Source organism: Frigoribacterium sp. UYMn621, assembly GCF_040549525.1.
Classification (GTDB): domain Bacteria; phylum Actinomycetota; class Actinomycetes; order Actinomycetales; family Microbacteriaceae; genus Lacisediminihabitans.
Window position 1 is genome coordinate 263,288 of the sequence record NZ_JBEPTM010000001.1, and the last position, 19,638, is coordinate 282,925.

21 protein-coding genes and 1 tRNA gene are annotated in these 19,638 nt (G+C 67.5%); 14 read left to right on the forward strand and 8 right to left on the reverse strand.

Annotated features, from left to right (window positions below; translation table 11 throughout):
- Nucleotides 1–37: 37 nt before the first annotated feature.
- Nucleotides 38–1,216: a low temperature requirement protein A gene (locus tag ABIB54_RS01385; RefSeq protein WP_354573735.1), complete on the reverse strand. Its 1,179-nt coding sequence runs from the start codon at nucleotides 1,214–1,216 to the stop codon at nucleotides 38–40.
- Nucleotides 1,217–1,351: 135 nt separating this feature from the next.
- On the opposite strand from ABIB54_RS01385, the gene ABIB54_RS01390 reads away from it, so the two are divergent.
- The 5 genes from ABIB54_RS01390 to ABIB54_RS01410 are packed head-to-tail and all read left to right on the forward strand — an operon-like array spanning nucleotide 1,352 to nucleotide 3,537.
- On the forward strand, nucleotides 1,352–1,789 hold the full coding sequence (locus ABIB54_RS01390; protein ID WP_354573736.1) for an Asp23/Gls24 family envelope stress response protein: 438 nt from the start codon (nucleotides 1,352–1,354) through the stop codon (nucleotides 1,787–1,789).
- Entirely contained in the window at nucleotides 1,786–1,977 is a 192-nt protein-coding gene (locus ABIB54_RS01395; RefSeq protein ID WP_354573737.1) for a DUF2273 domain-containing protein, read from the forward strand. Before ABIB54_RS01390 ends, ABIB54_RS01395 begins: the two co-directional genes overlap by 4 nt.
- Nucleotides 1,974–2,357, forward strand: coding sequence for a hypothetical protein (locus ABIB54_RS01400; protein ID WP_354573738.1), 384 nt, complete (start codon nucleotides 1,974–1,976; stop codon nucleotides 2,355–2,357). The genes ABIB54_RS01395 and ABIB54_RS01400 overlap by 4 nt, the downstream gene beginning before the upstream one ends.
- Nucleotides 2,354–2,935: an Asp23/Gls24 family envelope stress response protein gene (locus ABIB54_RS01405; RefSeq protein ID WP_354573739.1), complete on the forward strand. Its 582-nt coding sequence runs from the start codon at nucleotides 2,354–2,356 to the stop codon at nucleotides 2,933–2,935. The genes ABIB54_RS01400 and ABIB54_RS01405 overlap by 4 nt, the downstream gene beginning before the upstream one ends.
- Complete coding sequence (locus tag ABIB54_RS01410; RefSeq protein WP_354573740.1) at nucleotides 2,932–3,537, forward strand: hypothetical protein; 606 nt, start codon at nucleotides 2,932–2,934, stop codon at nucleotides 3,535–3,537. Before ABIB54_RS01405 ends, ABIB54_RS01410 begins: the two co-directional genes overlap by 4 nt.
- A gap of 41 nt (nucleotides 3,538–3,578) precedes the next feature.
- Here ABIB54_RS01410 and ABIB54_RS01415 read toward each other — a convergent pair whose 3' ends face one another.
- Complete coding sequence (locus ABIB54_RS01415; RefSeq protein WP_354573741.1) at nucleotides 3,579–4,073, reverse strand: hypothetical protein; 495 nt, start codon at nucleotides 4,071–4,073, stop codon at nucleotides 3,579–3,581.
- A 171-nt stretch (nucleotides 4,074–4,244) separates the two neighbouring features.
- Between ABIB54_RS01415 and ABIB54_RS01420 the strand changes: the two genes are divergently transcribed.
- Nucleotides 4,245–4,317: transfer RNA gene (locus ABIB54_RS01420), tRNA-Arg, on the forward strand.
- A 484-nt stretch (nucleotides 4,318–4,801) separates the two neighbouring features.
- On the forward strand, nucleotides 4,802–5,326 hold the full coding sequence (locus ABIB54_RS01425; protein ID WP_354573742.1) for a universal stress protein: 525 nt from the start codon (nucleotides 4,802–4,804) through the stop codon (nucleotides 5,324–5,326).
- Nucleotides 5,327–5,595: 269 nt separating this feature from the next.
- Here the strand turns inward: ABIB54_RS01425 and ABIB54_RS01430 are convergent, their stop codons facing one another.
- From ABIB54_RS01430 to ABIB54_RS01440, 3 genes are read right to left on the reverse strand one after another with little or no spacing between them, the layout of a single operon-like run.
- Entirely contained in the window at nucleotides 5,596–6,243 is a 648-nt protein-coding gene (locus ABIB54_RS01430) for an ABC-2 transporter permease (protein WP_354573743.1), read from the reverse strand.
- A complete protein-coding gene (locus tag ABIB54_RS01435; RefSeq protein WP_354573744.1) occupies nucleotides 6,240–7,112 on the reverse strand; it encodes an ABC transporter ATP-binding protein in 873 nt (290 codons plus the stop codon). The genes ABIB54_RS01430 and ABIB54_RS01435 overlap by 4 nt, the downstream gene beginning before the upstream one ends.
- On the reverse strand, nucleotides 7,109–7,483 hold the full coding sequence (locus ABIB54_RS01440) for a GntR family transcriptional regulator (protein WP_354573745.1): 375 nt from the start codon (nucleotides 7,481–7,483) through the stop codon (nucleotides 7,109–7,111). Before ABIB54_RS01440 ends, ABIB54_RS01435 begins: the two co-directional genes overlap by 4 nt.
- A 221-nt stretch (nucleotides 7,484–7,704) precedes the next feature.
- On the opposite strand from ABIB54_RS01440, the gene ABIB54_RS01445 reads away from it, so the two are divergent.
- On the forward strand, nucleotides 7,705–9,219 hold the full coding sequence (locus tag ABIB54_RS01445) for a CoA-acylating methylmalonate-semialdehyde dehydrogenase (RefSeq protein WP_354573746.1): 1,515 nt from the start codon (nucleotides 7,705–7,707) through the stop codon (nucleotides 9,217–9,219).
- Nucleotides 9,220–9,465: 246 nt separating this feature from the next.
- Nucleotides 9,466–9,942, forward strand: a complete 477-nt coding sequence (locus ABIB54_RS01450; RefSeq protein WP_354573747.1) for a hypothetical protein — start codon at nucleotides 9,466–9,468, stop codon at nucleotides 9,940–9,942.
- Nucleotides 9,943–10,140: 198 nt separating this feature from the next.
- Here ABIB54_RS01450 and ABIB54_RS01455 read toward each other — a convergent pair whose 3' ends face one another.
- Nucleotides 10,141–11,361 (reverse strand): polysaccharide pyruvyl transferase family protein, encoded by a 1,221-nt coding sequence (locus ABIB54_RS01455; protein ID WP_354573748.1) that lies wholly within the window; start codon nucleotides 11,359–11,361, stop codon nucleotides 10,141–10,143.
- A gap of 160 nt (nucleotides 11,362–11,521) precedes the next feature.
- Here ABIB54_RS01455 and ABIB54_RS01460 point away from each other — a divergent pair, with 160 nt between their 5' ends.
- Nucleotides 11,522–13,684: a glycosyltransferase gene (locus ABIB54_RS01460; protein ID WP_354573749.1), complete on the forward strand. Its 2,163-nt coding sequence runs from the start codon at nucleotides 11,522–11,524 to the stop codon at nucleotides 13,682–13,684.
- A 30-nt stretch (nucleotides 13,685–13,714) separates the two neighbouring features.
- Nucleotides 13,715–15,019, forward strand: a complete 1,305-nt coding sequence (locus ABIB54_RS01465; protein ID WP_354573750.1) for a glycosyltransferase — start codon at nucleotides 13,715–13,717, stop codon at nucleotides 15,017–15,019.
- Here ABIB54_RS01465 and ABIB54_RS01470 read toward each other — a convergent pair.
- On the reverse strand, nucleotides 14,962–15,657 hold the full coding sequence (locus ABIB54_RS01470) for a hypothetical protein (RefSeq protein ID WP_354573751.1): 696 nt from the start codon (nucleotides 15,655–15,657) through the stop codon (nucleotides 14,962–14,964). The genes ABIB54_RS01465 and ABIB54_RS01470 overlap by 58 nt on opposite strands.
- A 151-nt stretch (nucleotides 15,658–15,808) precedes the next feature.
- Here ABIB54_RS01470 and ABIB54_RS01475 point away from each other — a divergent pair, with 151 nt between their 5' ends.
- From ABIB54_RS01475 to ABIB54_RS01485, 3 genes are all read left to right on the forward strand, one after another.
- Nucleotides 15,809–16,276 (forward strand): SRPBCC family protein, encoded by a 468-nt coding sequence (locus ABIB54_RS01475; RefSeq protein ID WP_354573752.1) that lies wholly within the window; start codon nucleotides 15,809–15,811, stop codon nucleotides 16,274–16,276.
- Nucleotides 16,277–16,418: 142 nt separating this feature from the next.
- Nucleotides 16,419–17,345 carry a pseudouridine-5'-phosphate glycosidase gene (locus ABIB54_RS01480; RefSeq protein WP_354573753.1) on the forward strand — a complete coding sequence of 309 codons (927 nt, stop codon included), beginning with the start codon at nucleotides 16,419–16,421 and terminating at the stop codon, nucleotides 17,343–17,345.
- Entirely contained in the window at nucleotides 17,338–18,240 is a 903-nt protein-coding gene (locus ABIB54_RS01485) for a carbohydrate kinase family protein (RefSeq protein ID WP_354573754.1), read from the forward strand. Before ABIB54_RS01480 ends, ABIB54_RS01485 begins: the two co-directional genes overlap by 8 nt.
- On the opposite strand, the gene ABIB54_RS01490 is transcribed toward ABIB54_RS01485, so the two are convergent.
- The gene (locus tag ABIB54_RS01490) at nucleotides 18,237–19,634 is read right to left on the reverse strand and encodes a cryptochrome/photolyase family protein (protein ID WP_354573755.1); all 1,398 of its coding nucleotides are present in this window, start codon (nucleotides 19,632–19,634) and stop codon (nucleotides 18,237–18,239) included. The genes ABIB54_RS01485 and ABIB54_RS01490 overlap by 4 nt on opposite strands.
- Between the last annotated feature and the right edge of the window lie 4 nt (nucleotides 19,635–19,638).

Sequence of the window (19,638 nt, forward strand, 5' to 3'; positions counted from 1 at the left end):
CACTAACTAGACGAACGTCACGAATGTGACATGACCGTCATCGCGCGGCCTTCTCCCGAGCCTCGATCACGCTGTCGCGTGCGGCGACCCCGATCATGATGGCGGTGGCGAGGGATGCGGCGAGCAGCGTCGGCAGCCACAGCGACGCGACCCCTCCGGCCGCGAACGCGACGAGGGCGATCGGGCGAGAGGAGATCGCACGCCCCTTGGTGCGCTTCTGGAATACGGCCTGAGCCAACACATAGAGCGCCGGCCCGCCGAACAGCGTGATGCTGGCGGCCAGCGATGGCTCGCCATCCGGATGCGCGATGCTCAGTTCGTCCCCGACGGCGGCGAGCACCAGCCCGGCCAGCATGACCGCGATGGCATAGATCGCATTCCGGCCGATCTTCGCTTCGTCATCGGTCTCCTCGAGCGCGTCGAGGGCCTCTTCCTCCGAGCGCACGAAATAGCTCCACCAGATCGCTGCAGTTCCGGTTATCGCCACGAGCAGGGCGACCAGTCGGAGCGGGGTGAGCGGCTCCTGCGTGAAGACCCCCGCCGAGGTCAGAACAGTCTCTCCGAGAGCGATCAGAAAGAAGAGCCGGCACCGTTCGAGAAGGTATTCCCCGGCGAATTCGTAGTTGCGCGTCTCCGTGCGGCGGCGGATTCCGGGATGGGACAACAGGGTCGCGATGACATCCACCAACGCCGCCACCCCCCAGAGGATGAGCCGGGGCGGGCCATCCACGAGAGCTCCGATGATCCAGAACGGCGCCGTGATCACGGTCCAGCCGAGCATCCGGAAGAAATGGTCCTGCATGATCGAGTCGACGCCGGCGAACACGACGAAGATGCTCCGCGACACCTGGCAGGCGAGATAGATGGCGACGAACAGCCCGCCGCGGTCGCCGAAAGCCTCGCCGATCGTGGTGTTCATCAGCAGCCCGAGAAAGAGGGTGCCGATGACGAACGCGCGCACGGGCAGGCGCGAGGTGTCCAGCAGGCTGCCAGCCCAACTGGTGAATGCCCAGACCGCGAAGATGCCCACGAGCAGGATCGCGGTCTCGGCGGCGCCCTCCCAATTCAGGTTGGTCAGCAGGTGATGGGAGAGCTGGCCCACGGCGAAGATATAGACGAGATCGTAGAAGAGCTCGAGGGGGCTCACCGCCTGGGACTGGTCGTCGGTGCGCCCGACTCCCATCGTCGGCAGACGGGAAATCACACTCTGGTCCATCGGCTGACTCCGCTCAAAAAGTTTTGCGATTCGACGTGACGAATCGGCGTCGACGTGCGTCTCCTCTATGAATACAACGAAATGGCCCGAATGCCACGCGTGTTCCGGGCTTTCACATCTAGAGGAGACACCCCCATGGCCAACACGACCAGCCCCCAGAACGTCTCGACCCCCTCGGTCACGACCGCCGCCACGAGCACCGGCAAGACCGTCATCAACGATGCCGTCATCGCCAAGGTCGCGGGCATCGCGGCCCGCGATGTCAGCGGAGTCTACGGACTCGGTGGCGGAGCGGCCCGCGCCCTCGGCGCCATCCGCGAGGCCATGAACAACACCGACCTCACCCAGGGTGTCAAGGTCGAGGTCGGCGAGACCCAGGTCGCCGTCGACGTGAGCATCGTGGCCGAGTACCCGGTGCCGCTGCAGACCGTCGCCGCCGGTGTGCGGTCCGCCGTCATCGGCGCGATCGAGACCCTCGTGGGCATGGAGGTCACCGAGGTCAACGTGACCGTCAACGACGTGCACCTGCCCTCCGATGACGCTGACGACCAGGTCGAGGCACGAGTCCTGTGACCTCGACCAAGACCGGCATCCTGATCGGAGCGGTGCTCGCTCTCACCTGGGCGATCGTCGGCTTCTGGGCGTTCTTCTTCGTCGCCGTCGCCATGGCGATCGGCGCCGTCGTCGGGCGCGTTGTCGACGGACGGCTCGACCTCAGCAGCCTCGTCGAGGTCTTTCGAGGTAAGCGTTCCTCGTCATGACGACAGCGGAGACAGCTGATCGCGACCGTGACCGTGGCCGTGGCCGCACCAGCGTCAGCGCGCGCGCCCTCGGCCGCGTCGCCTCGGCGGTGAGCGCCTCGGCGCTGGGGGTGGATGCCGCGACCGTCGGCGTCGACCTCTCGGACGAGCGCGGCGAGCTCGTGCTGACCGTGCGCAGCGCCATCCGCTCCGTCTCCCTCGACCGGGTGACCACCGACCCCGGGGTGGTCGCACGCACCGGAGGCAGCATCCTCGAGCGCGCCTCTCGCGCCCAGGGCCAGATCCGTTCGCGGGTGAATGACCTCACCGGCTATCGCGTCGCCCGCGTGGTCGTTCGCTTGCAGAGTGCCGACATCCGGCAGGAAGACAGGGTTCGATGAGCAACCAGAGCAGTCTCTATCGCCGCATCAGCCGGCGCGAGACCCATTCGCCGCGCTCGACCCTCGCCATCGTGGTCGCCGTGATCGCGATCGTGGCCTGTGTGCTGGTCGGCACCGAGATCGTGCTCGCCCTCGCCTCGCAACCGCCACTGCTCGCCAGTCCGCGGTCCGCCGCGGACTTCCTCGTGGACGTTCCCGGCTACCCTGTGGCGACGGTGATCGGGGTGGGGGCGATCGTCGCCCTCCTCGGGCTCGCCCTCGTGATTCCGGCCCTCGCGCCGGGCCGCACCGCCCGGCACGAGCTCCTGACCGAGCGAAGTGCCGCAATCGTCGACAACGAGGTGATCGCGTCCGCGCTCGCCCGGCACGCCGCGCGCGCCGGCAACGTGGACCCCGACAGCGTGCGCGTGAGCGTCTCGCACCGGGAGGCGGTGGTGCGGGTGACTCCGACCTCCGGGCTGCCTGTGGACGGGGCATCCGTCGTCGCCGCGGTCGACGAACAGTTGCACGGGTACAGCCTGCGGCGCAGCATTCGCTCCAAGATCATCGTCGCCGAGTCCGGAAAGGTCGGAGCATGAACAACACCAATCGCGCACTCAACCGCGTGGTCATCGTGCTGGTGGGCGTGCTGCTCCTCGGCGTCGGCGGCGCGGCCATCGCGGTCGGCAGCATCCCGACCGTGAGCAGCACCTGGAAGGATCTCGCTCCCGGGGTGCGCGCGAACCTCTCGTCGTTCTTCGCCTCCGCTCCGCTCGCGGGCACGACCATCGACTGGTGGTGGATCGCCGTGCTGGCGGCCCTCGCCGTGATCGTGATCCTGTTGCTGGCCTTCATCTTCAGGCAGGGCCACGGTCATACGGGTCGCTTCGTGGACGATGCGGCGACCTCGGAGGGGTCGACGATCGTGGACTCGAAGGTCGCCGAACAGCTCGTGCAGGATGCGCTCGACGGGCATCCGGAGCTCGTCTCCTCGCATGTCTCCACCTACCGGGTGCGTCGCACGCCGGTGCTCAAGGTGTCGGCCACCGCCCGTCGAGGGGTGTCACCGAGAGACATCGTGGACACCGTGGAGACAGCACTGGATTCGCTCGAGACGCTGCTCGGCCATCCCGTGCTCGCTTCGGTGCAGGTGAGCGGGGGCTTCCGCGCTCGTCTCAGTTCGACCACGCGCCTCCAATAGAGTGCCGCACCGCCCGCACTGACCCCAGGCCAGCGCTGACCTCATGCCAGCGGTGCCGCAGCTCCGGCTTCTCTGCGCTGCCAGGGCCCCCTGACCAGCAGCGACAGAACGCCGACAAGCAGCACCACCGCCAGGAAGATGGAGGCGAGGTGCAGGCGGAGGGGACTGCCGAGATACATCGTGAGGCCCACTGCGACCAGGGCCAGCGTCATCACCGCCAGCGCAATCCAGTGCTGGCGTCGAAGGCCGATAAGCACCAGCGCGGCGGGCACGACATAGAGCGCGATGCTGGCGACACCCATGCCGTTCACCGCGTCGACGAGGGGACGCACGGCAGGGATGCCGCCGAAGAGCTGGCGGAAGAACATCGCGGTGCAGTGAAACGTGAGGCCGAGGACGCCCACGCCGAGGAGGGCCACCTCTGCGCCGCTGATTCGCACGCCGGCTCGGGCGAGCGGCAGCTGGGGGAGCACGAACCGGGCCACCACTATGAGCGCGCAGACCACCGCGAGACTGATCGAGAATCCCGCGGTCATGGTCGGCACGCCCCGCGCTGACGCGCCTTGACGAACGCTGGCTCGATCTCCATGGCAGAAGTCTCCCGCACCGGACTGGGGGAATGCTTGCGAACTCGAATCCCCGGGCGGGAATCCTGCCGGTCGAATCGGCTGGTATAGTCGTCAGGTTGGGTTTTGCGCCCAGCGAATGCGCCCGTAGCTCAGCGGATAGAGCAATTGACTACGGATCAATAGGTCGGGGGTTCAAATCCCTCCGGGCGCACTTGGAACAACGGGCCTGACCTGCATTTCTTGTGGAATGTGGTCTGGTCCGTTTCTGTTTCTGCGCACATTCTGCCCACACTTGGAAGAGTATGGAGCCAGGTCTTGGCCAAAAATCGATCTGATCGACTCTTTCGACCCCAGTGTTTGTGTGGGTTTTGGCTCAGCCAACTACGTTGACCAATCGACCTTCCATCAAGAGGCCGGACCACACGGTAGCGATGACTCGACCGTGGATCCCCTTGCTCGATCGGCTTCCTGTGCACAAGCCAGGCAAGCGCTGCGCTGACCTCGGCGGGCACGTAGCCCTACGGCGAATCGTTGGATCCCGAGGCCAGGCCTTCCCTTTGGGAACGACACGTGCAATTGTTTAAGAAGAAGCGCGAAAGCGCTCCGGCGGTGGGGCTCACCGGAACCAACCTCGGCGAATTGCCGACAACAGTCCCTATCTCAGCACTTCTGTGCGCTTAGAGATAGGAGCCCCCGTGACCGCCGCACGCGAAGCCTCGCCCACCTTCGGACCTCTGGTCGTGGGGGTTGCAACCGGGCAGTCCGATGTCGTCGTCGAGCAGGCACGGGCCTTGGCTACTCGACTGGGCACCCAGCTCATCTGCGCCTGGGTTGACGCCGGTCGGTACGTGATCGACGAACTGCGCGACGGGAACGTTCGTTCGATGCCGATCGACCCGGATATGGGCGACGAAAGACACTCCGGTGTCCCGGCCAATCTTCTGGCGCAACTCTCAAGGCTGCTCGGCCCGGAGCATGACAGCTGGAGCACCCGAGAGCTCGCCGGCGATCCCGCACGGGCTCTCGGACGCCTCGCCGAGGTGGTCGATGCGTCGATGATCGTGGTCGGCACCCGCCGCGCCGGCATGACCGGATCGGTTCAGGAGATGTTCAACGGCTCCGTCGCCGTTCATCTGGCGCACCGACAACATCGGCCCGTCGTCGTCATTCCGCTGGATCCCATTCCGTTCGAACGCCCATTGCCGTGGGAAGACACATGAGCAGGGAGGAAGGATGCGGGGGAAGTAGGGGCGCTTTGCTGCTCGTTCGTCGCGGCCAGAGTGCGGCGAACGCGGCTGGAGCTTTCCACTGATCATGCGGCAGTCCCGTGACGAGGGTGACTGATTCGTAACCCCAGACCGCTCGCAGTCCACACGAAGGGTCCACGTCCTTCGAACTGCGAGCTAGAGGGGGAAACACCCACCGAGACGGGTGTTTCCCCCTCGTTTCAGCCACATCTCGCGCGTGTCCCCCACCTGCCACGGATGCCTCACAGGGCTCGACGACGGTACCGCATCGCGGAGATCACCACGGAGGCCGCGAGGGCGGCGGCGCAGAGGAGGGACGCGGTCGGCCACAGGATATCCAGGTTGTGCGAGATCAGCCGAGTGAGCTGTGCTCCATGGATCAGTCCCAGCTGTGACGCGAGCGCGGCGCCCCCGACAAGGAGGGTGGCGGGGATGAAGGTCATGAGCCGAGCACGCGTGAACCCGAGGCTGAAAAAGAACGGCAACTGCACAGCGAGGCCAACGGCGAAGATCAGCAGTGACGCGACATTCACCACGCCGAGCAACCAGAAGTCGACAGCATCACCGCTCGCGATCTGCACGAAGAGGGTGGACGCAGTTGCGAGCACCGCAACGACGAGGTACATCACGACGAGGGCGAGATACCGCCCGACGACGATGTTCTGCCTGCTCATCGGCAGCGTCGCGTAGAGGGTGTCGAGTCGTCCACGCTCGTCGGTGGCGAATGGATTCGACGCGAGCAGGCTCATCACGATCGCCGCCGAGCCGATGCCGACGGCGGGCCACGGTGCGACCGCCGGAGCCACCAGCACCAGGAACAGGGCCGGGGCGACCCGCTTCACGGGGGTCACGAAGTTGAGCATGTCGAAAAGGACGAACTTGGCGATCATGAGTGGACCTCCTGAGGGGTGGAGCCGTTTCGGGCGATGTGAACAATGACGTCGTCAGTGCTGGCAGCGTCGATGACTGTGGTCGGGCCGAAGAGCGGTGTGGCTTCGGCGCGGATGAGTCCGTCGAATCGGCTCCCGGTGCGCCGAAGGCCCAGAACGCTGGCGCGTGCCTCGGGCGTGAGCTTCTCGGTCCCATGCACCATCGCGAATTCCTCGTGGAGCGCATCGACAGCGCCCGAAAACGCGATCCGGCCATTGTCGATCACGAGGATCAGGTCGGCCAGGCTGTCGAGATCCGAGGTGATGTGTGTTGAGAACAGGATGCTGTGAGAGGGATCGATCATGAATTCCCGCAGAATGTCCACGAGATCGGCGCGCGAGACGGGGTCGAGCCCGCTGGTTGGTTCGTCCAGAATGAGCAGGTCTGGGTGATGGGCCAGAGCCATCGCCAGGGACAGCTTGACGCCTTCGCCTCGCGACAGGGTGCCCACCCGAGCGGACGGACTGATGCGAAAACGCTCCAGGTAATCACCGAAGGCGGCACGATCCCAGCTCGCGAAGAAGGCGCCGACCCGATACGTCAGGCTGCCGACCTTCCAGTCGGGTGAGACGAACAATTGGTCGAGCACCACACCCACGCGCTCTGTCGTGGAGGCGGCTCCGGGCGCTTCTCCGCCGAAGAGCTCCACGCTCCCCGAGTCGGGGTGGAACATCCCGAGCAGCGCTTTGATCGTTGTGGTCTTGCCCGACCCGTTGGGACCGACGAAACCCATGACGAGTCCGGTGGGGAGATCGAAGTCGACGGAGTCGAGGCGGAATGTCCCCTGGGAGTGCGTCAGGCCGGTCACCTTCACGACTGATGCTGTCATCGGTTGCTCCATTTCTCATCCAGAAGGATGTCCAGTTCGGCGCGCGTGACGCGGGCGCCGCGTGCTGCTGCAGCGAGTTCGATCAGGGCGGCGTCGAGTCGGCTGCTCAGGGCCGCTCGGGCACTGTCGACGTCGACCGCAACAACGAGGAAACCCCGGCCGTGCTCGTTGATGACGACGCGCTCGGCGACGAGGTCGTTATAGGCCCGCGTGACTGTCATCAGGCTCACCCGCAGGTCGGCCGCCAACTGACGCAACGAGGGAAGCTGTTCCCCCACTAGAAGCTCGCCGCCGTAGATTGCCGAACGAATCTGGGACTTGATCTGTTCATACATCGGCACGCCAGAACTCGACGACAAGACGATTTCCACGAGCCCTCCACTGTACAGGTACACAAGTACAGTAGCTCTGTTGTGTGAACACCGCAACTGGCTCGGGCAGGTTCGACCCCGCCCCCGCCCGGTCGGCGAGTGGCACAATAGCGCGGGCCGACACGCTGGGGCGCGCTTCTTGCGCTGGCTTGCACCCCGCGCCGGGCCTACATTGGGAGAGCCCCGCGCGCAGAAGACCCCAGAGGAATGAGAACCACGGCATGTCGATTGCTGCCCCGACCGAGACCCTCCCCACCGTGCCGCACTGGATCGACGGTGCCGAGTTCCCGTCGAGTTCGGGACGCACGGCCCCCGTGTTCGATCCCGCTCGCGGTGTCGCGACCAAGAATGTCTCGCTCGCCGACACCGCCGACATCGAGGCCGCGATCTCCTCCGCCAAGGCCGCATTCCCTGAGTGGCGCGACCTGTCGCTTGCGCGACGCCAGGCGGTGCTCTTCAGATTCCGGGAACTGCTGGAGGCGAAGAAGGGGGAGCTGGCCGAGATCATCACCTCCGAGCACGGCAAGGTACTCTCTGACGCGCTCGGTGAGATCAGCCGCGGCCAGGAGGTCGTCGAGTTCGCAACCGGACTCGCGCACCACCTCAAGGGCGAGTATTCGGAGCAGGTGTCGACCGGGATCGACGTCTATTCCACGAAGCAACCTCTCGGCGTGGTCGGAGTCATCTCGCCGTTCAACTTTCCGGCCATGGTGCCCATGTGGTTCTTCCCCATCGCGATCGCGGCAGGCAACGCCGTCATCCTCAAGCCCTCGGAGAAAGACCCCAGCGCGGCGATCTGGCTGGCCAAGCTCTGGAAGGAAGCCGGACTGCCCGACGGCGTCTTCACCGTGCTGAACGGCGACAAGGAGGCCGTCGACGGACTTCTGCTGAGTCCGGATGTCGCGGCGATCTCCTTCGTCGGATCGACGCCGATCGCGCGCTACGTCTACGAGACCGGCACCGCGAACGGCAAAAGGGTGCAGGCTCTCGGCGGGGCGAAGAATCACATGCTCGTTCTTCCGGATGCCGATCTCGATCTCACTGCCGACGCGGCCATCAACGCGGGGTTCGGTTCGGCGGGTGAGCGGTGTATGGCGATCTCGGTCGTCGTCGCCGTGGAGCCGGTCGCCGACGAGCTGATCGAGAAGATCACCCAGCGGATGCGCACCCTGGTCACCGGGGATGGGCGTCGCAACTGCGACATGGGTCCCCTGGTGACGGAGGTGCACCGCGACAAGGTGGCCTCATACATCGAGGTCGCCGAGCAGGACGGCGCGACGATCGTGGTGGATGGTCGGGGCGTGCAGCCCGACGGCGACCCGAACGGCTTCTGGCTCGGCCCGACTCTCGTCGACCGCGTGCCCACCACCAGCCGGGTCTACACCGAGGAGATCTTCGGCCCGGTGCTCTCGGTGGTGCGCGTCTCTAGTTACCAGGAGGGCGTGGCGTTGATCAATGCCGGGGCTTTCGGCAACGGCACCGCGATCTTCACCAACGATGGAGGAGCGGCGCGTCGCTTCCAGAACGAGGTGCAGGTGGGAATGATCGGCATCAACGTGCCGATCCCGGTGCCCGCGGCCACCTTCTCGTTCGGCGGCTGGAAAGCCTCCCTGTTCGGCGACACGAAGGCACACGGTGCCGAGGGCGTGCGCTTCTACACACAGCAGAAGGCGATCACGAGTCGATGGCTCGACCCCTCGCACGGAGGAATCAATTTGGGGTTCCCGCAGAACTGAGGGCGGGCAGGTCAGCATGCCCGCGAGCCGCCGGGCTTCCGGTCTGGCTGATGACGGGCATCGGTCGACGGTAGTCCGAGGCATCGGGTTGCGACCAGCGGGATCGAGTGTCCGATCGATCGTCCACGTTAAGAACCCTCTCATCCGAGCCTCCCTTGCGTCTCATCCGCGGCTCTCAGACTCAACCTGTGGCCGATAAGCCACACAGCCCCACCGCCTGAAGCGGTGATTCTGAGAGGCCAGACCATGTTCACCACCAAGAAGACAGTCACCATCGTGGCGCTCGCCCTCGCCGGCGCCCTGTCGATCGGCGCGGTCGCGTCGGCGCAGGCCCAGAGCGGCCCGGCGGGTCGTGCCGAGGACCGCACCCCAGCCACCTCCGTTTCCCCCGCCCCGGTGACCGATGACAACGGCCTTCGCGGAAATGGCACGGCCGACGACTCGCAGATCCCCGCGACGCCGGGCACCACCCCGGGACCGGTGCCGTCGTCCGGATTGCCGACGGATGCCGATCACCCCCAGGGTGATGACAGCATCGGTCGGGTCGACGACGCCGACGAGGCCGGCGAGGGCGTGGGTGACGACGTCGGCGAGGACAGCCACTCCGGTGCCGCGGACGACGGCGCCGGGCACGACATCGGCGACGACCATGGCGCTGCCTCTGGTCACGACTCGGGCCACGATGCGAGTCACGACGCGACCCACACCGGATCCCGCCACTAACCGCACAATCACCGCCAGCAGCGCAACACCGCAGCGCCACGCCACACAGCAGCGCCACCGCAACGGGCTATCGACTCTCCGGAGCCGGTAGCCCGTTGTGTCGATCCCGGAGACTGACTCCGCCAGTACTGCGTTGCATGGCAGCGAAGATCGCGTGCGCCCCCATCACCGAGGCGATCGGCGCGACGCTGCGCGAGCTCAGGACCTGGGGCTGAGCACCGTCGCCACCCGGTCCCACCAGGCGGCGCTCGCCGCACGCTGGGTGTCGGCGATGGTGCGGCCGGCCGTCGTCATCTCGACCCGATCGGCCCAGACCCGGGCCAGCAGCTCCGGGCCGTCCCCGGCGAGCAGCGCCGCGACGGGCAGGATGCCGCGCTGCCCGAAGTTCTCGAGTGCGCCGGTGAGCTTCACCCGGGTGTACTCGTCCACCGGGATTCCGATGGTCGGGACCCCGGCCGGCACAGCGAAGACCGCAGGGTGGTAACGGCTGGTGACCACGAGGGAAGCCGAGCGGGCGATCCGGGCGGCACCCGGCGCATCCGGAGGCACGACCGCCAGCACGCGCTGCGAGATCATCTGCGCCATCACCCGCTGGTGAACCACCGAGTCGCCGCGCACCCGGGCCTCATCGAGCGAACCGAAGTGGGCGAGGAAGACGATGTCGAGGTCCGTGGTCTCGACGATCTCGTCCAGGAGGTCGGCGATGGCTGCGGTCACGGCGTCGCGATCCGCATCCCCCACATGGTTGGCGAGCGTGACAACACAGATCGGCAGCGCAGGAAGCGTCTCATCGAACAGAAAGCTGGCGTCATCCGCGCCGAGTCGCAGCCGATCGGCGGGCACGTCGAGGCTCTGCGCCACCGCGAGCGAGGCGGACTCCCGCACGCTCACCAGCTGAGCGAGCCCGAGCAGGCGTGCGACGAGGGCAGAGTCCTCATCGCTGAGCTGCGGCCCGAGGGTCTGGCCGCTCACGACGAAGGGCTTGCCGAGGGCCTTCGCGATGCCGGCGATCGCCAGGCGTTCGAAGATGTGGGAGGGCCAGGTGGAGGCGAGGTTGCCGCCGCCGGTGACCGCGACACCATCGCTGCCCCGGATGGCGTCGATCACGGCGAGCGCGGAGTCGTCGTCGGCGAGCAGGCCGGTCTCGCCTGCGGCGGTGCGCAGCACGCGGTCGAGGCGGTCTTGCTGAGCGGCGCGGCCACCCGCGGAGGGCGCGAATCCGATGCCACGGACGGCTTCGATCCCGAATCCGTCGGCGCCGTAACGCGCGATCGTCTCTGACGGGTTCGCGGAGACGGCCACGAGGGAATCGAGCCCGCGTGCGCGCATCGCGTCGACGAAGGCCTCGAACATCGCTTCATCGCCAATGTGGATCATCTCGTCGATCACGCCGACGTCTCCGATTGCTACTACGCGCACCTGTGTCTCCGAATGTCTTGAGGGGCGTCGCACCGCGCGAGCCGTCACCACGCTAGCCGAAAGGATGCCGGTTGCCGCGCGGCGGCCTCGGCTACCACGCGTCGAATACCCAGCACAAGCCCATCGTTCTATCAGCCGGATCACGCTTATCATCGGGGTTGTGGGCATCCAGACATCTCTAGACGCAGTGCTGCGGGCGGACCGGGTCGTCGACTCGATGCGTCTCGCCGACGACCTCGCGTTCGAGGCCAGTCGTGACGGTGGTGCCCGCACGGTTCGAGTGCTCACAAACGCGCTGAACAGCGAGGACCAGCTCGCCGCCATCGCCGCGACCCACGCTCTCGCGCAGATCTTCGACGAGCAGGCGGATATCGCCCTGTCGCGACTGCTGTCGAGCAGCCGAGGATTCATGCGTGAGCACGCCGCTTGGGCTCTGAGCCTGCGACTTCCGCGCTTCGACACCGTCGGTCGGCTCATCGGACTCGTGTCCGCCGGTGGATTCGGTGGGATGCTCGCGCAGCGCACCCTCGAACAGTGGGGATCCCCGGTCGCGGAGCATGTGGCCATCGGGCTGGAGTCCGCGTTGCTCGGAGTCGACGAGCCCGGCGCACGCTACCGGCTCGTTGAGACTCTCGGTCTGGTGCGCAAGTCCGTCGCCACCCCGGCACTCCTGCGCATCGCCACCGACATCTTCGAAGAGGAATCGGTGCGCGTCGCAGCGGTCTCCGCCCTCGGCCAGCGAAACGGGGATCGCGAGATCCTCGCGGTGCTCGACGAGCTGGCGCGGTCAGAGGGGTATCTCGGCGATGTCGCGCGCCTCTCCCTCGTCGACCTCTCCGCGGAATCCGCCCCTATGGACACCGAACGTCGCGGCCTCACGATCGCCCAGCTCTTCCTGCACGCCGACCTCGACGCCGGTCTGACCCAGGCCGGCAGCGGGGACAACGGCGGCATCGCCACCCTGCTCGTGCGCCTCGGGGATGCCCTGGTCGCGAGCGAGGATGATTCCCCCCGGGTCGAGCGTGTCATCACCCTGTCACGCGGATCGGTCGACGAAGCGCTGAAGAGCGTCGTCGACATGGGTACCGGCGCGTGGGGTCACGATTACGGGCGGGTGCCACTGTTGAGCGAACCGGTGCAGTCCGCCAGCGCCTGGCCGCTGCGTGTGGCCGCGCGCCGAGGCATCCGCCGCATGCTGCGCGCCGCGGGCGGAGTGGACCTGCTGCATCTGCGGATGGCGGACGTCGGCAGCCTCGCCGCCGCCGATGTCGCCCGCGAGCTCGACATCCCCGTCGTCTTCACTGTCGCGCCAGACCCGCACGCGGTCATCCACTCCCTCGACCTCTCCGGTCGTCTCACCCGGCAGAATTTCGGGGAGGTGGACGAGGTCGAACACTTCTGGTTCCGTACGCACCTAGTGCAGCAGCTCGCCGCGAACGCCGCACACACCGTGCTGTTTCCGCGGCCATCGCTCGAGCTCGACATGCGCGAGCTCGTGGGGATCGACATCACGGCGCACCCGGAACGCCACACGATCGTGCCGGAGGGCATCGACCTCGAGGTCGTGGACCAGGCCGTGGTCGAGAGTGCCGGCCATGCGGCCGGGCAGCCCGCGAGCCCTGCCATTCGGGAGCTGCGCGAACTACTCGCCGACCTGCCCAAGCATCGGCGCGACCTCCCGCTTCTCGTCAGTGTCGGTCGCTTCCACCGGGTGAAGGGCATGGCCACGATCGTGGATGCCTGGGCCGACGGTGCCCTCGCCGATCGGGCGAACCTGCTGTTGATCGGCGGAAACCTGGTGGATCCGTCTGCCGACGAACGTGAACAGCTCGAGCTGATGGACGCCATCATCGCGCCGGAGAACCGGTCTGCCGCCGGGCTGGTGCTTTCGGGCCATCGCCGCAACGACACCGTCGCCCGGTGGGTCGCCGCCGCCCGTTTCGGGCTGCCCGGCCTCGCCGCCCCGCGGGGGATCTACGTCTGCGGAAGCCTCAAGGAGGAGTTCGGCATCGCGCTTCTCGAGGCGATGGGTTCCGGACTGCTCGTCGTGGCCCCGGACGGCGGCGGCCCGGCCACCTACGTCGAGCGCGGTGTCACCGGCTTCTTGACTCCGACGTGGGATGTCGCGCTGCTTCGCTCGGCGATGGTCGAGGCCCTCGATGCCTCCATCGCCGAGGAGACCGTCGACCGCGCCACCGCCTCCCGCGACACGGTGGAGCGCAGCTTCACGATCCAGGCGATGGCGCGTGCACTGTCGAATGTCTACCAGGGAGTGCACGACGAGGAGAGTGAATCGCGGGGCTGGTCGTTCGCGGCACTGTGAATGGAACGGCGCTGTGAACGGGACGACGCTGTGACCCTCCTCATCATCAGTCCCGACTACGCCTCTCACCTCCTGCCCCTCGCCACCCTCGGCACCGCCTGGCGTGATGCCGGCGAACGGGTGGTGGTGGCCACCGGTCCCGCCACCGCAGACATCGTCGAATCCTTCGGTTTCGAACGCGTCAACCTGCAGCTCGGCAAGGGCTCGAACCCCGGAGTGATCCGGGCCGAACAGCAACCCACCGGGGAGGACGACGCCTTGCGTGGATTCTTCGACGCGACCCGGCGCGGCATGGTGGAGACACTGGCCTTCCAGGCCGAGGCGCGACTCAGCGATCTGATGTGGGAGCCGGTGCGCGTGGCCCGGGAGGTGCAGGCCGTTGTCGCACAGATCCAGCCCGACGCGATCATCGTGGACCACCTGGCCTTCAGCGCGCGGCTGGCTCTGGTCGCCGCGGGTGTCGCCTACGCGGACGTCGTGCTCGGGCATCCGTCCGCCCTTCCCGTCGGTGATGAGGTCTACGGCTTCCCACCGGCCTGGCCCGCGGCGTTCGACCCGACGGCCGAGGAATTGCGGATGCTGCGCGGCCTCTGCGACCGGGTGAGCGAGTCCTTCACCGCCGAATGGAACGCCGCCCTTGCCGAGTTGGCACCGAAGGCGCCACCTTCGGAAAGCGCCTTCGGTGAACACGGGGAGCTTCTGCTGCTCAACTACCCGGCCGAGCTCTCTCCGCCCGCCCGCACAGCGATCCTTCCGCCACACCGCTTCCTCGGCTCCGCGGTGCGCGAGGAAGCGCGAGATCCCGAGGTCGAGGCCTGGCTCGCGGTGAGCGATGACCCCTTCGTCTACGTGAGCTTCGGCAGTTTCCTGTCGGTGCGGGCGGATGTGCTCGCCTGCGTGTGCGAGGCACTCCAGCGGGTGGGGGTCCGTGGTGCGATCGCCATCGGGTCCGCCGACCGCTCCGAACTCGGCGAATTGCCGGCGGAATGGCTCGTGCGCGAGTTCCTTCCCCAGGTGACCCTGCTCGACCGAGCCGCCGCCGCCGTGACCCATGGCGGCAACAACAGCGTCACCGAGTCGATGACGGCGGGGGTGCCGCTGGTGGTGCTGCCGTTCTCGACCGACCAGTTCGCCGGGGCGGCAGCCCTCGAGGATGCGGGATTCGGGATCGCGCTCGCTCCGAACACCGCGACGGTGGACGAGCTGGAGGCAGCCGTGCGCGACGCACTGGAGCTCCCGGCTCGTGCGGCGCTCGCGTCGCTTTCTGCCGGGCTGCGTCAGGAGGCGGGAAGCCGCCGGGCCTTCTCCGCGGTCGCGTCGGTTCCCACGAGCTGACGCATCGCGGCCCGGCTGGACCGGGCCTCGCGGTATTGCTCCATCAGCGCGGCGTTCGCGTCGTACTGGTCACCCTCGCGTGCCTGTGCCGCGTGGTGCAACGCGTAGACGACTCCCTCATGGCGACGAGGCGCCTCGTCGAGAAGGGTCTCGTGCGCCACATACCAGGCCGCATCTTCGAAGCCCCACCCGCGGAATCTCTCGTCCTGGCCGCCGTGGCTCCACCAGCTCTGCGGTGTCGTGATGTAGACCCCGGAGCACGCGCCGTTCACGAGCTCGAATTCACACTCGTCCAGGGGGATGCCCTCGGTGAACTGTGCGGTGCCAGCAGTTCCGAGCCAGTGATAGCGGGTATAGGGCAGGTGCACCAGGCCGGAAGTGGATGCCGCGGCGATCGCCTCGAGCAGGGGTTCGAGCTGGGGAATCGTGTCGGCGTCGTTGATCACGACGACCTCGCCAGCATCCTCGATCGAGTTCATTCCCAGGTTGCGGCAACGCGCCAGATTGAAGATCTCGTCGTCGGAATCGATGGTGCGGATGTCGACATCACCGAGGTTGCGCACGTACCAGTCCACTACCGCGTCGATGGCCGCGAGCCGCGAGGGCTGGGGACGCCAGGGGATCAGAACAGTGAGCACAATCAAGCATAAGTGTGCCGCGATCCTTGTGTGTGCAGCCGGCCCCCTAGTCCGGTGAGGGGTGGCAATCAAGGGTGCTTCGAGAACCCATCCCCACCCTTCTTTTCCTCCATCATGGAAGTCCTACGCACATGAGTGAAAGAGGCGCCGGATGTCGGTCAACGTTCGCGAGCTGGCGTGCAGCCCGGAGGATGTCTTCGCGGTGCTCGACGACGGGTGGGTCTTCACGACCTGGGTGGTGGGTGCCTCCCGCATGCGGGACGTCGACGAGAACTGGCCCGCCGTCGGCTCTGCTCTCCAGCATTCCTTCGGAGTCTGGCCGGCGCTCATCAATGACGAGACAACGGTGCTCGAATACGACTCTCCCCGCCACCTGGTGATGCAGCCGAAGGGGTGGCCGCTGGGGGAGGCGCGGGTGGTGATCGATGTGAAGCCCCGCGGGCGTGGCTGCGTCGTGCGCATCGAGGAGTACGCCGTCGCGGGCCCGGCCTCGTGGGTGCCGCGCCCCCTGCTCGACGTGGCGCTGTATCGGCGGAACGCCGAGACTCTGCAGCGTCTGGCGTTCATCGCAGAGGGCAGGTCCGACAGCCGGGCTTCCTCCACCGGAGAAGTCGGATGAGCGCGAACGCGGCACCTGTCATCGGCGGCCGTGGCGACTGAGTTCTATCTGCCAAGGATCGAGCCGAGGTCGACGCTCTGGGGGCAATCGCTGTGAGCGTCGACGAGTCGGTCATGAGGGGGCGCCGATAGTCTGGAGCCCTATGACAACCGCATCCGCCAGCCCCGCGTTCACCGTCTCCGCCGAAGTCGCCGAGGCCCTGGAGAATGGGCGCCCCGTTGTGGCTCTCGAGTCCACGATCATCTCCCACGGACTTCCGCGACCCCGCAATCACGAAGCAGCCCAGGAGTTCGAGCAGATCCTTCGCGATGCCGGAGTGACGCCGGCGACCATCGCGGTGCTCGACGGGGTGCCACAGATCGGGCTGGATACCGAGGGCGTGCGCCGCATCGCCGAAGAGGATCTCACCAAAGCGAGTGTGCGGGACCTTCCCGTGCTCGCCGCCGCGGGAGCATCCGGGGCGACCACCGTCGCCGCCACCGCGCACCTCGCCGCTCTCGCGGGAGTGCGGGTCTTCGCCACCGGTGGTCTCGGCGGGGTGCACCGCGGAGCCAGTGCGACCTTCGACGAATCGGCCGACCTCTCCACGCTCGCCGTCACCCCGGTCACGGTGGTGAGTGCCGGCGTGAAGTCGGTGCTCGACATCGCCGCGACCCTCGAGCGGCTCGAGACCCTCAGCGTGCCGGTGGTGGGTTACCGCACCACCATCTTCCCGAGCTTCTGGCTCACCGAGTCGGCGTACACGATCGACTGGTCTGTCGAGTCCGCCGCCCAGGTCGCCGCGATCATGCGCAGCCAGGATGCCCTCGGCCATGGCCAGGGGATCGTGGTCGCCAACCCGATCCCGCGCGAGCAACAGTGGGATCCCACCGAGCACGACCGGGTGCTGATCGAGGCGCTCGCCGCCGCCGATGAAGCCGGAATGCACGGCAAGGCCGTGACCCCCTTCCTGCTCGGGTATATCGTCGACGCCTCGGAGGGCCGCAGTCTCGAGGTCAACCTCGATCTCGCCCGCAACAACGTGCGATTGGCCGCTGAGATCGCGATCGAATGGTCAGCGCTTGTCTGATCTCCTCGCCAACTCTCGCCGAATCGTCGTCTTCGGCGATGTGGTGGACGACGTGGTGGTGGTGCCGGATGGCGCCATTCGCGACGACACGGACACGCCGGCATCCATCCGCAACCGGGCGGGGGGATCCGCAGCGAACGCGGCCGCGTGGATGGGCTCGCTCGGGGCATCCGTCGACTTCATCGGCCTGGTCGGAGCGGATGATGTCGCACGGCACAGCGCGCTGCTCGCCGACAGCGGCGTCACCCCGCACCTCTCGGGGCACGACGAGCTGCCGACGGGGGCCATCATCGTGATCGTCGCGGGGGAGCGTCGCACCATGCTCACCGAGAAGGGTGCCAACGCGGAGCTGTCCCCGGACTCCGTGCCCAACCGCTTGCTCGCCGGCGCCGCTGTGCTGCACTTCACCGGCTACAGCGTGTTCTCCCAGACCGAGCAGGCCGCGCTGCGCGGCCTGCTGCAGCGGGCGAGCGCTCTGGGCGTGCGGGTCTCGGTCGACCCGGCCTCCGCGGGGTTCATCACCGACTTCGGGGTCGACCGGTTCCTCGACACCATCGACGGTGCCCACCTGTTCTTCCCCAACCTCGAAGAGGGCAGGGTGCTCACGGGCCTCGACGATCCGATCGAGATCGCCGAGCGGCTCGGCGAGCGCTTCGAGATCGTGGCCCTCACCCTCGACACTGCCGGTGTCGTGGTCGCCGAACGTGGCATGCCGACGACGATGGTCGCTGCCATCCCGGTGACCGTCGTCGATCCGATCGGGGCCGGGGATGCCTTCGCGGCCGGATTCCTCGCGGCCTGGGTGTCCGGAGCCGGGGCGATGGCCGCGGCGGCGGCCGGCGCGCGTGCCGGGGCCATCGCCGTCGCGACGATCGGCGGGCGTCCGAGGAGCTAGCCGGACTGCCCCGCCCGTTTCACCACCTCGTACGCCGCCAGTGCGAGGTCCCGCGACTTCTTCAGGTCGACGATCGGCTGCGGGTAGTCGTCGGTTCCGAGCTCCGGCAGGTACCGGCGCTGGTAGGTCCCGTCGCGATCGAACTTCTCCGCCTGAAGCAGGGGATTGAAGATGCGGAAGTAGGGTGCGGCATCCGCCCCCGATCCGGCGACCCACTGCCAGTTGCCCGGATTGCTGGCCTCGTCGGCGTCGACCAAAGTGTCCCAGAACCACTGTTCGCCGATGCGCCAGTCCACGAGCAGGTTCTTGATGAGGAAGGATGCCACGACCATGCGCACCCGGTTGTGCATGTAGCCGGTCTGCCAGAGTTCGCGCATCCCGGCGTCGACGAAGGGGATTCCCGTGCGGCCCTGCTGCCAGGCCTCGAGATCGCGCGGGTCGGGAGCCTGCCACGGGAAGGCGTCGAAGTCGGTACGGAAGTTCTTCTCGTGCAGGTCCGGCGCATGGAAGAGGATGTTCCAGTTGAACTCGCGCCAGCCGATCTCGCTGAGGAATTTGGGCGCGTTGCGACGGGCTGCGGCGTCGAGCTCGCCCCGCTGCGTGCGCTGCCAGACCTGGAACGGGCTGATCTCGCCGAACCGCAGGTACGGCGAGAGGCGGGAGGTCGCCTCTCCCCCCGGGGCATCCCGAGCGGTGTCGTAGTGGGCGAGGTCGTGGGCGGCGAAGTGCTCGAGCTGTGCGAGGGCGCCACGTTCGCCGGGAGTCCAGGCCTCCCGGATGCCGCCGGCCCAGTCTGGGCGGGTGGGCAGCAGGGCCCAGTCGCCCACGGAATCGCCGTCGACGCCTTCCACCCCGTCGAGGGAGGTGGGTGCGGGCAACGGCTCTCGCGGAGGGGCGGCGGCGAGGCAGGACTTCCAGAACGGGGTGAACACCCGAAACGGGGTACCGGATCCGGTGGTCACGGTCCATGGTTCGTGCAACAGGTTCGCCTGGAAGCTCTGCACGATGAGACCGAGCTCGCGAAGGCTCGACTTGAGCGCGGCATCCACCTCACGCTGCGGGCCACCGTAGCGGCGGTTCCAGAAGACCGCTCCCGCAGCGATGTCCGAGACCAGGCGGGGCAGCTCGACGGCGGCAGCGCCCCGCCGCAGCACGAAGGTCGCTCCGATCTCGCTCACGGAGGCCCTGAGAGCCTCGAGGCTGTGATGCAGCCACCATCGGCTCGCCGAACCGAGGGGACGGATGCCGCGGCTCTGCTCATCCAGCAGGTAGAGCACCACGACCGGCGCCCCCCGCTCGGCCGCCGCCGTGAGCGCGGGATTGTCGGCGACCCGGAGGTCGTCCCGCAGCCAGACGATCGTCGGTGAGGTGTCGGGATCTCGCGGCGGCGTCATGCTC

Coding starts and splice junctions, on each gene's coding strand:
- ABIB54_RS01385 (WP_354573735.1), bottom strand. CDS start 1,216: ATGGACCAGAGTGTGATTTCCCGTCTGCCGACGATGGGAGTCGGGCGC.
- ABIB54_RS01400 (WP_354573738.1), top strand. CDS start 1,974: ATGACGACAGCGGAGACAGCTGATCGCGACCGTGACCGTGGCCGTGGC.
- ABIB54_RS01490 (WP_354573755.1), bottom strand. CDS start 19,634: ATGACGCCGCCGCGAGATCCCGACACCTCACCGACGATCGTCTGGCTG.
- ABIB54_RS01435 (WP_354573744.1), bottom strand. CDS start 7,112: ATGACAGCATCAGTCGTGAAGGTGACCGGCCTGACGCACTCCCAGGGG.
- ABIB54_RS01445 (WP_354573746.1), top strand. CDS start 7,705: ATGTCGATTGCTGCCCCGACCGAGACCCTCCCCACCGTGCCGCACTGG.
- ABIB54_RS01405 (WP_354573739.1), top strand. CDS start 2,354: ATGAGCAACCAGAGCAGTCTCTATCGCCGCATCAGCCGGCGCGAGACC.
- ABIB54_RS01390 (WP_354573736.1), top strand. CDS start 1,352: ATGGCCAACACGACCAGCCCCCAGAACGTCTCGACCCCCTCGGTCACG.
- ABIB54_RS01450 (WP_354573747.1), top strand. CDS start 9,466: ATGTTCACCACCAAGAAGACAGTCACCATCGTGGCGCTCGCCCTCGCC.
- ABIB54_RS01475 (WP_354573752.1), top strand. CDS start 15,809: ATGTCGGTCAACGTTCGCGAGCTGGCGTGCAGCCCGGAGGATGTCTTC.
- ABIB54_RS01410 (WP_354573740.1), top strand. CDS start 2,932: ATGAACAACACCAATCGCGCACTCAACCGCGTGGTCATCGTGCTGGTG.
- ABIB54_RS01430 (WP_354573743.1), bottom strand. CDS start 6,243: ATGATCGCCAAGTTCGTCCTTTTCGACATGCTCAACTTCGTGACCCCC.
- ABIB54_RS01480 (WP_354573753.1), top strand. CDS start 16,419: ATGACAACCGCATCCGCCAGCCCCGCGTTCACCGTCTCCGCCGAAGTC.
- ABIB54_RS01415 (WP_354573741.1), bottom strand. CDS start 4,073: ATGACCGCGGGATTCTCGATCAGTCTCGCGGTGGTCTGCGCGCTCATA.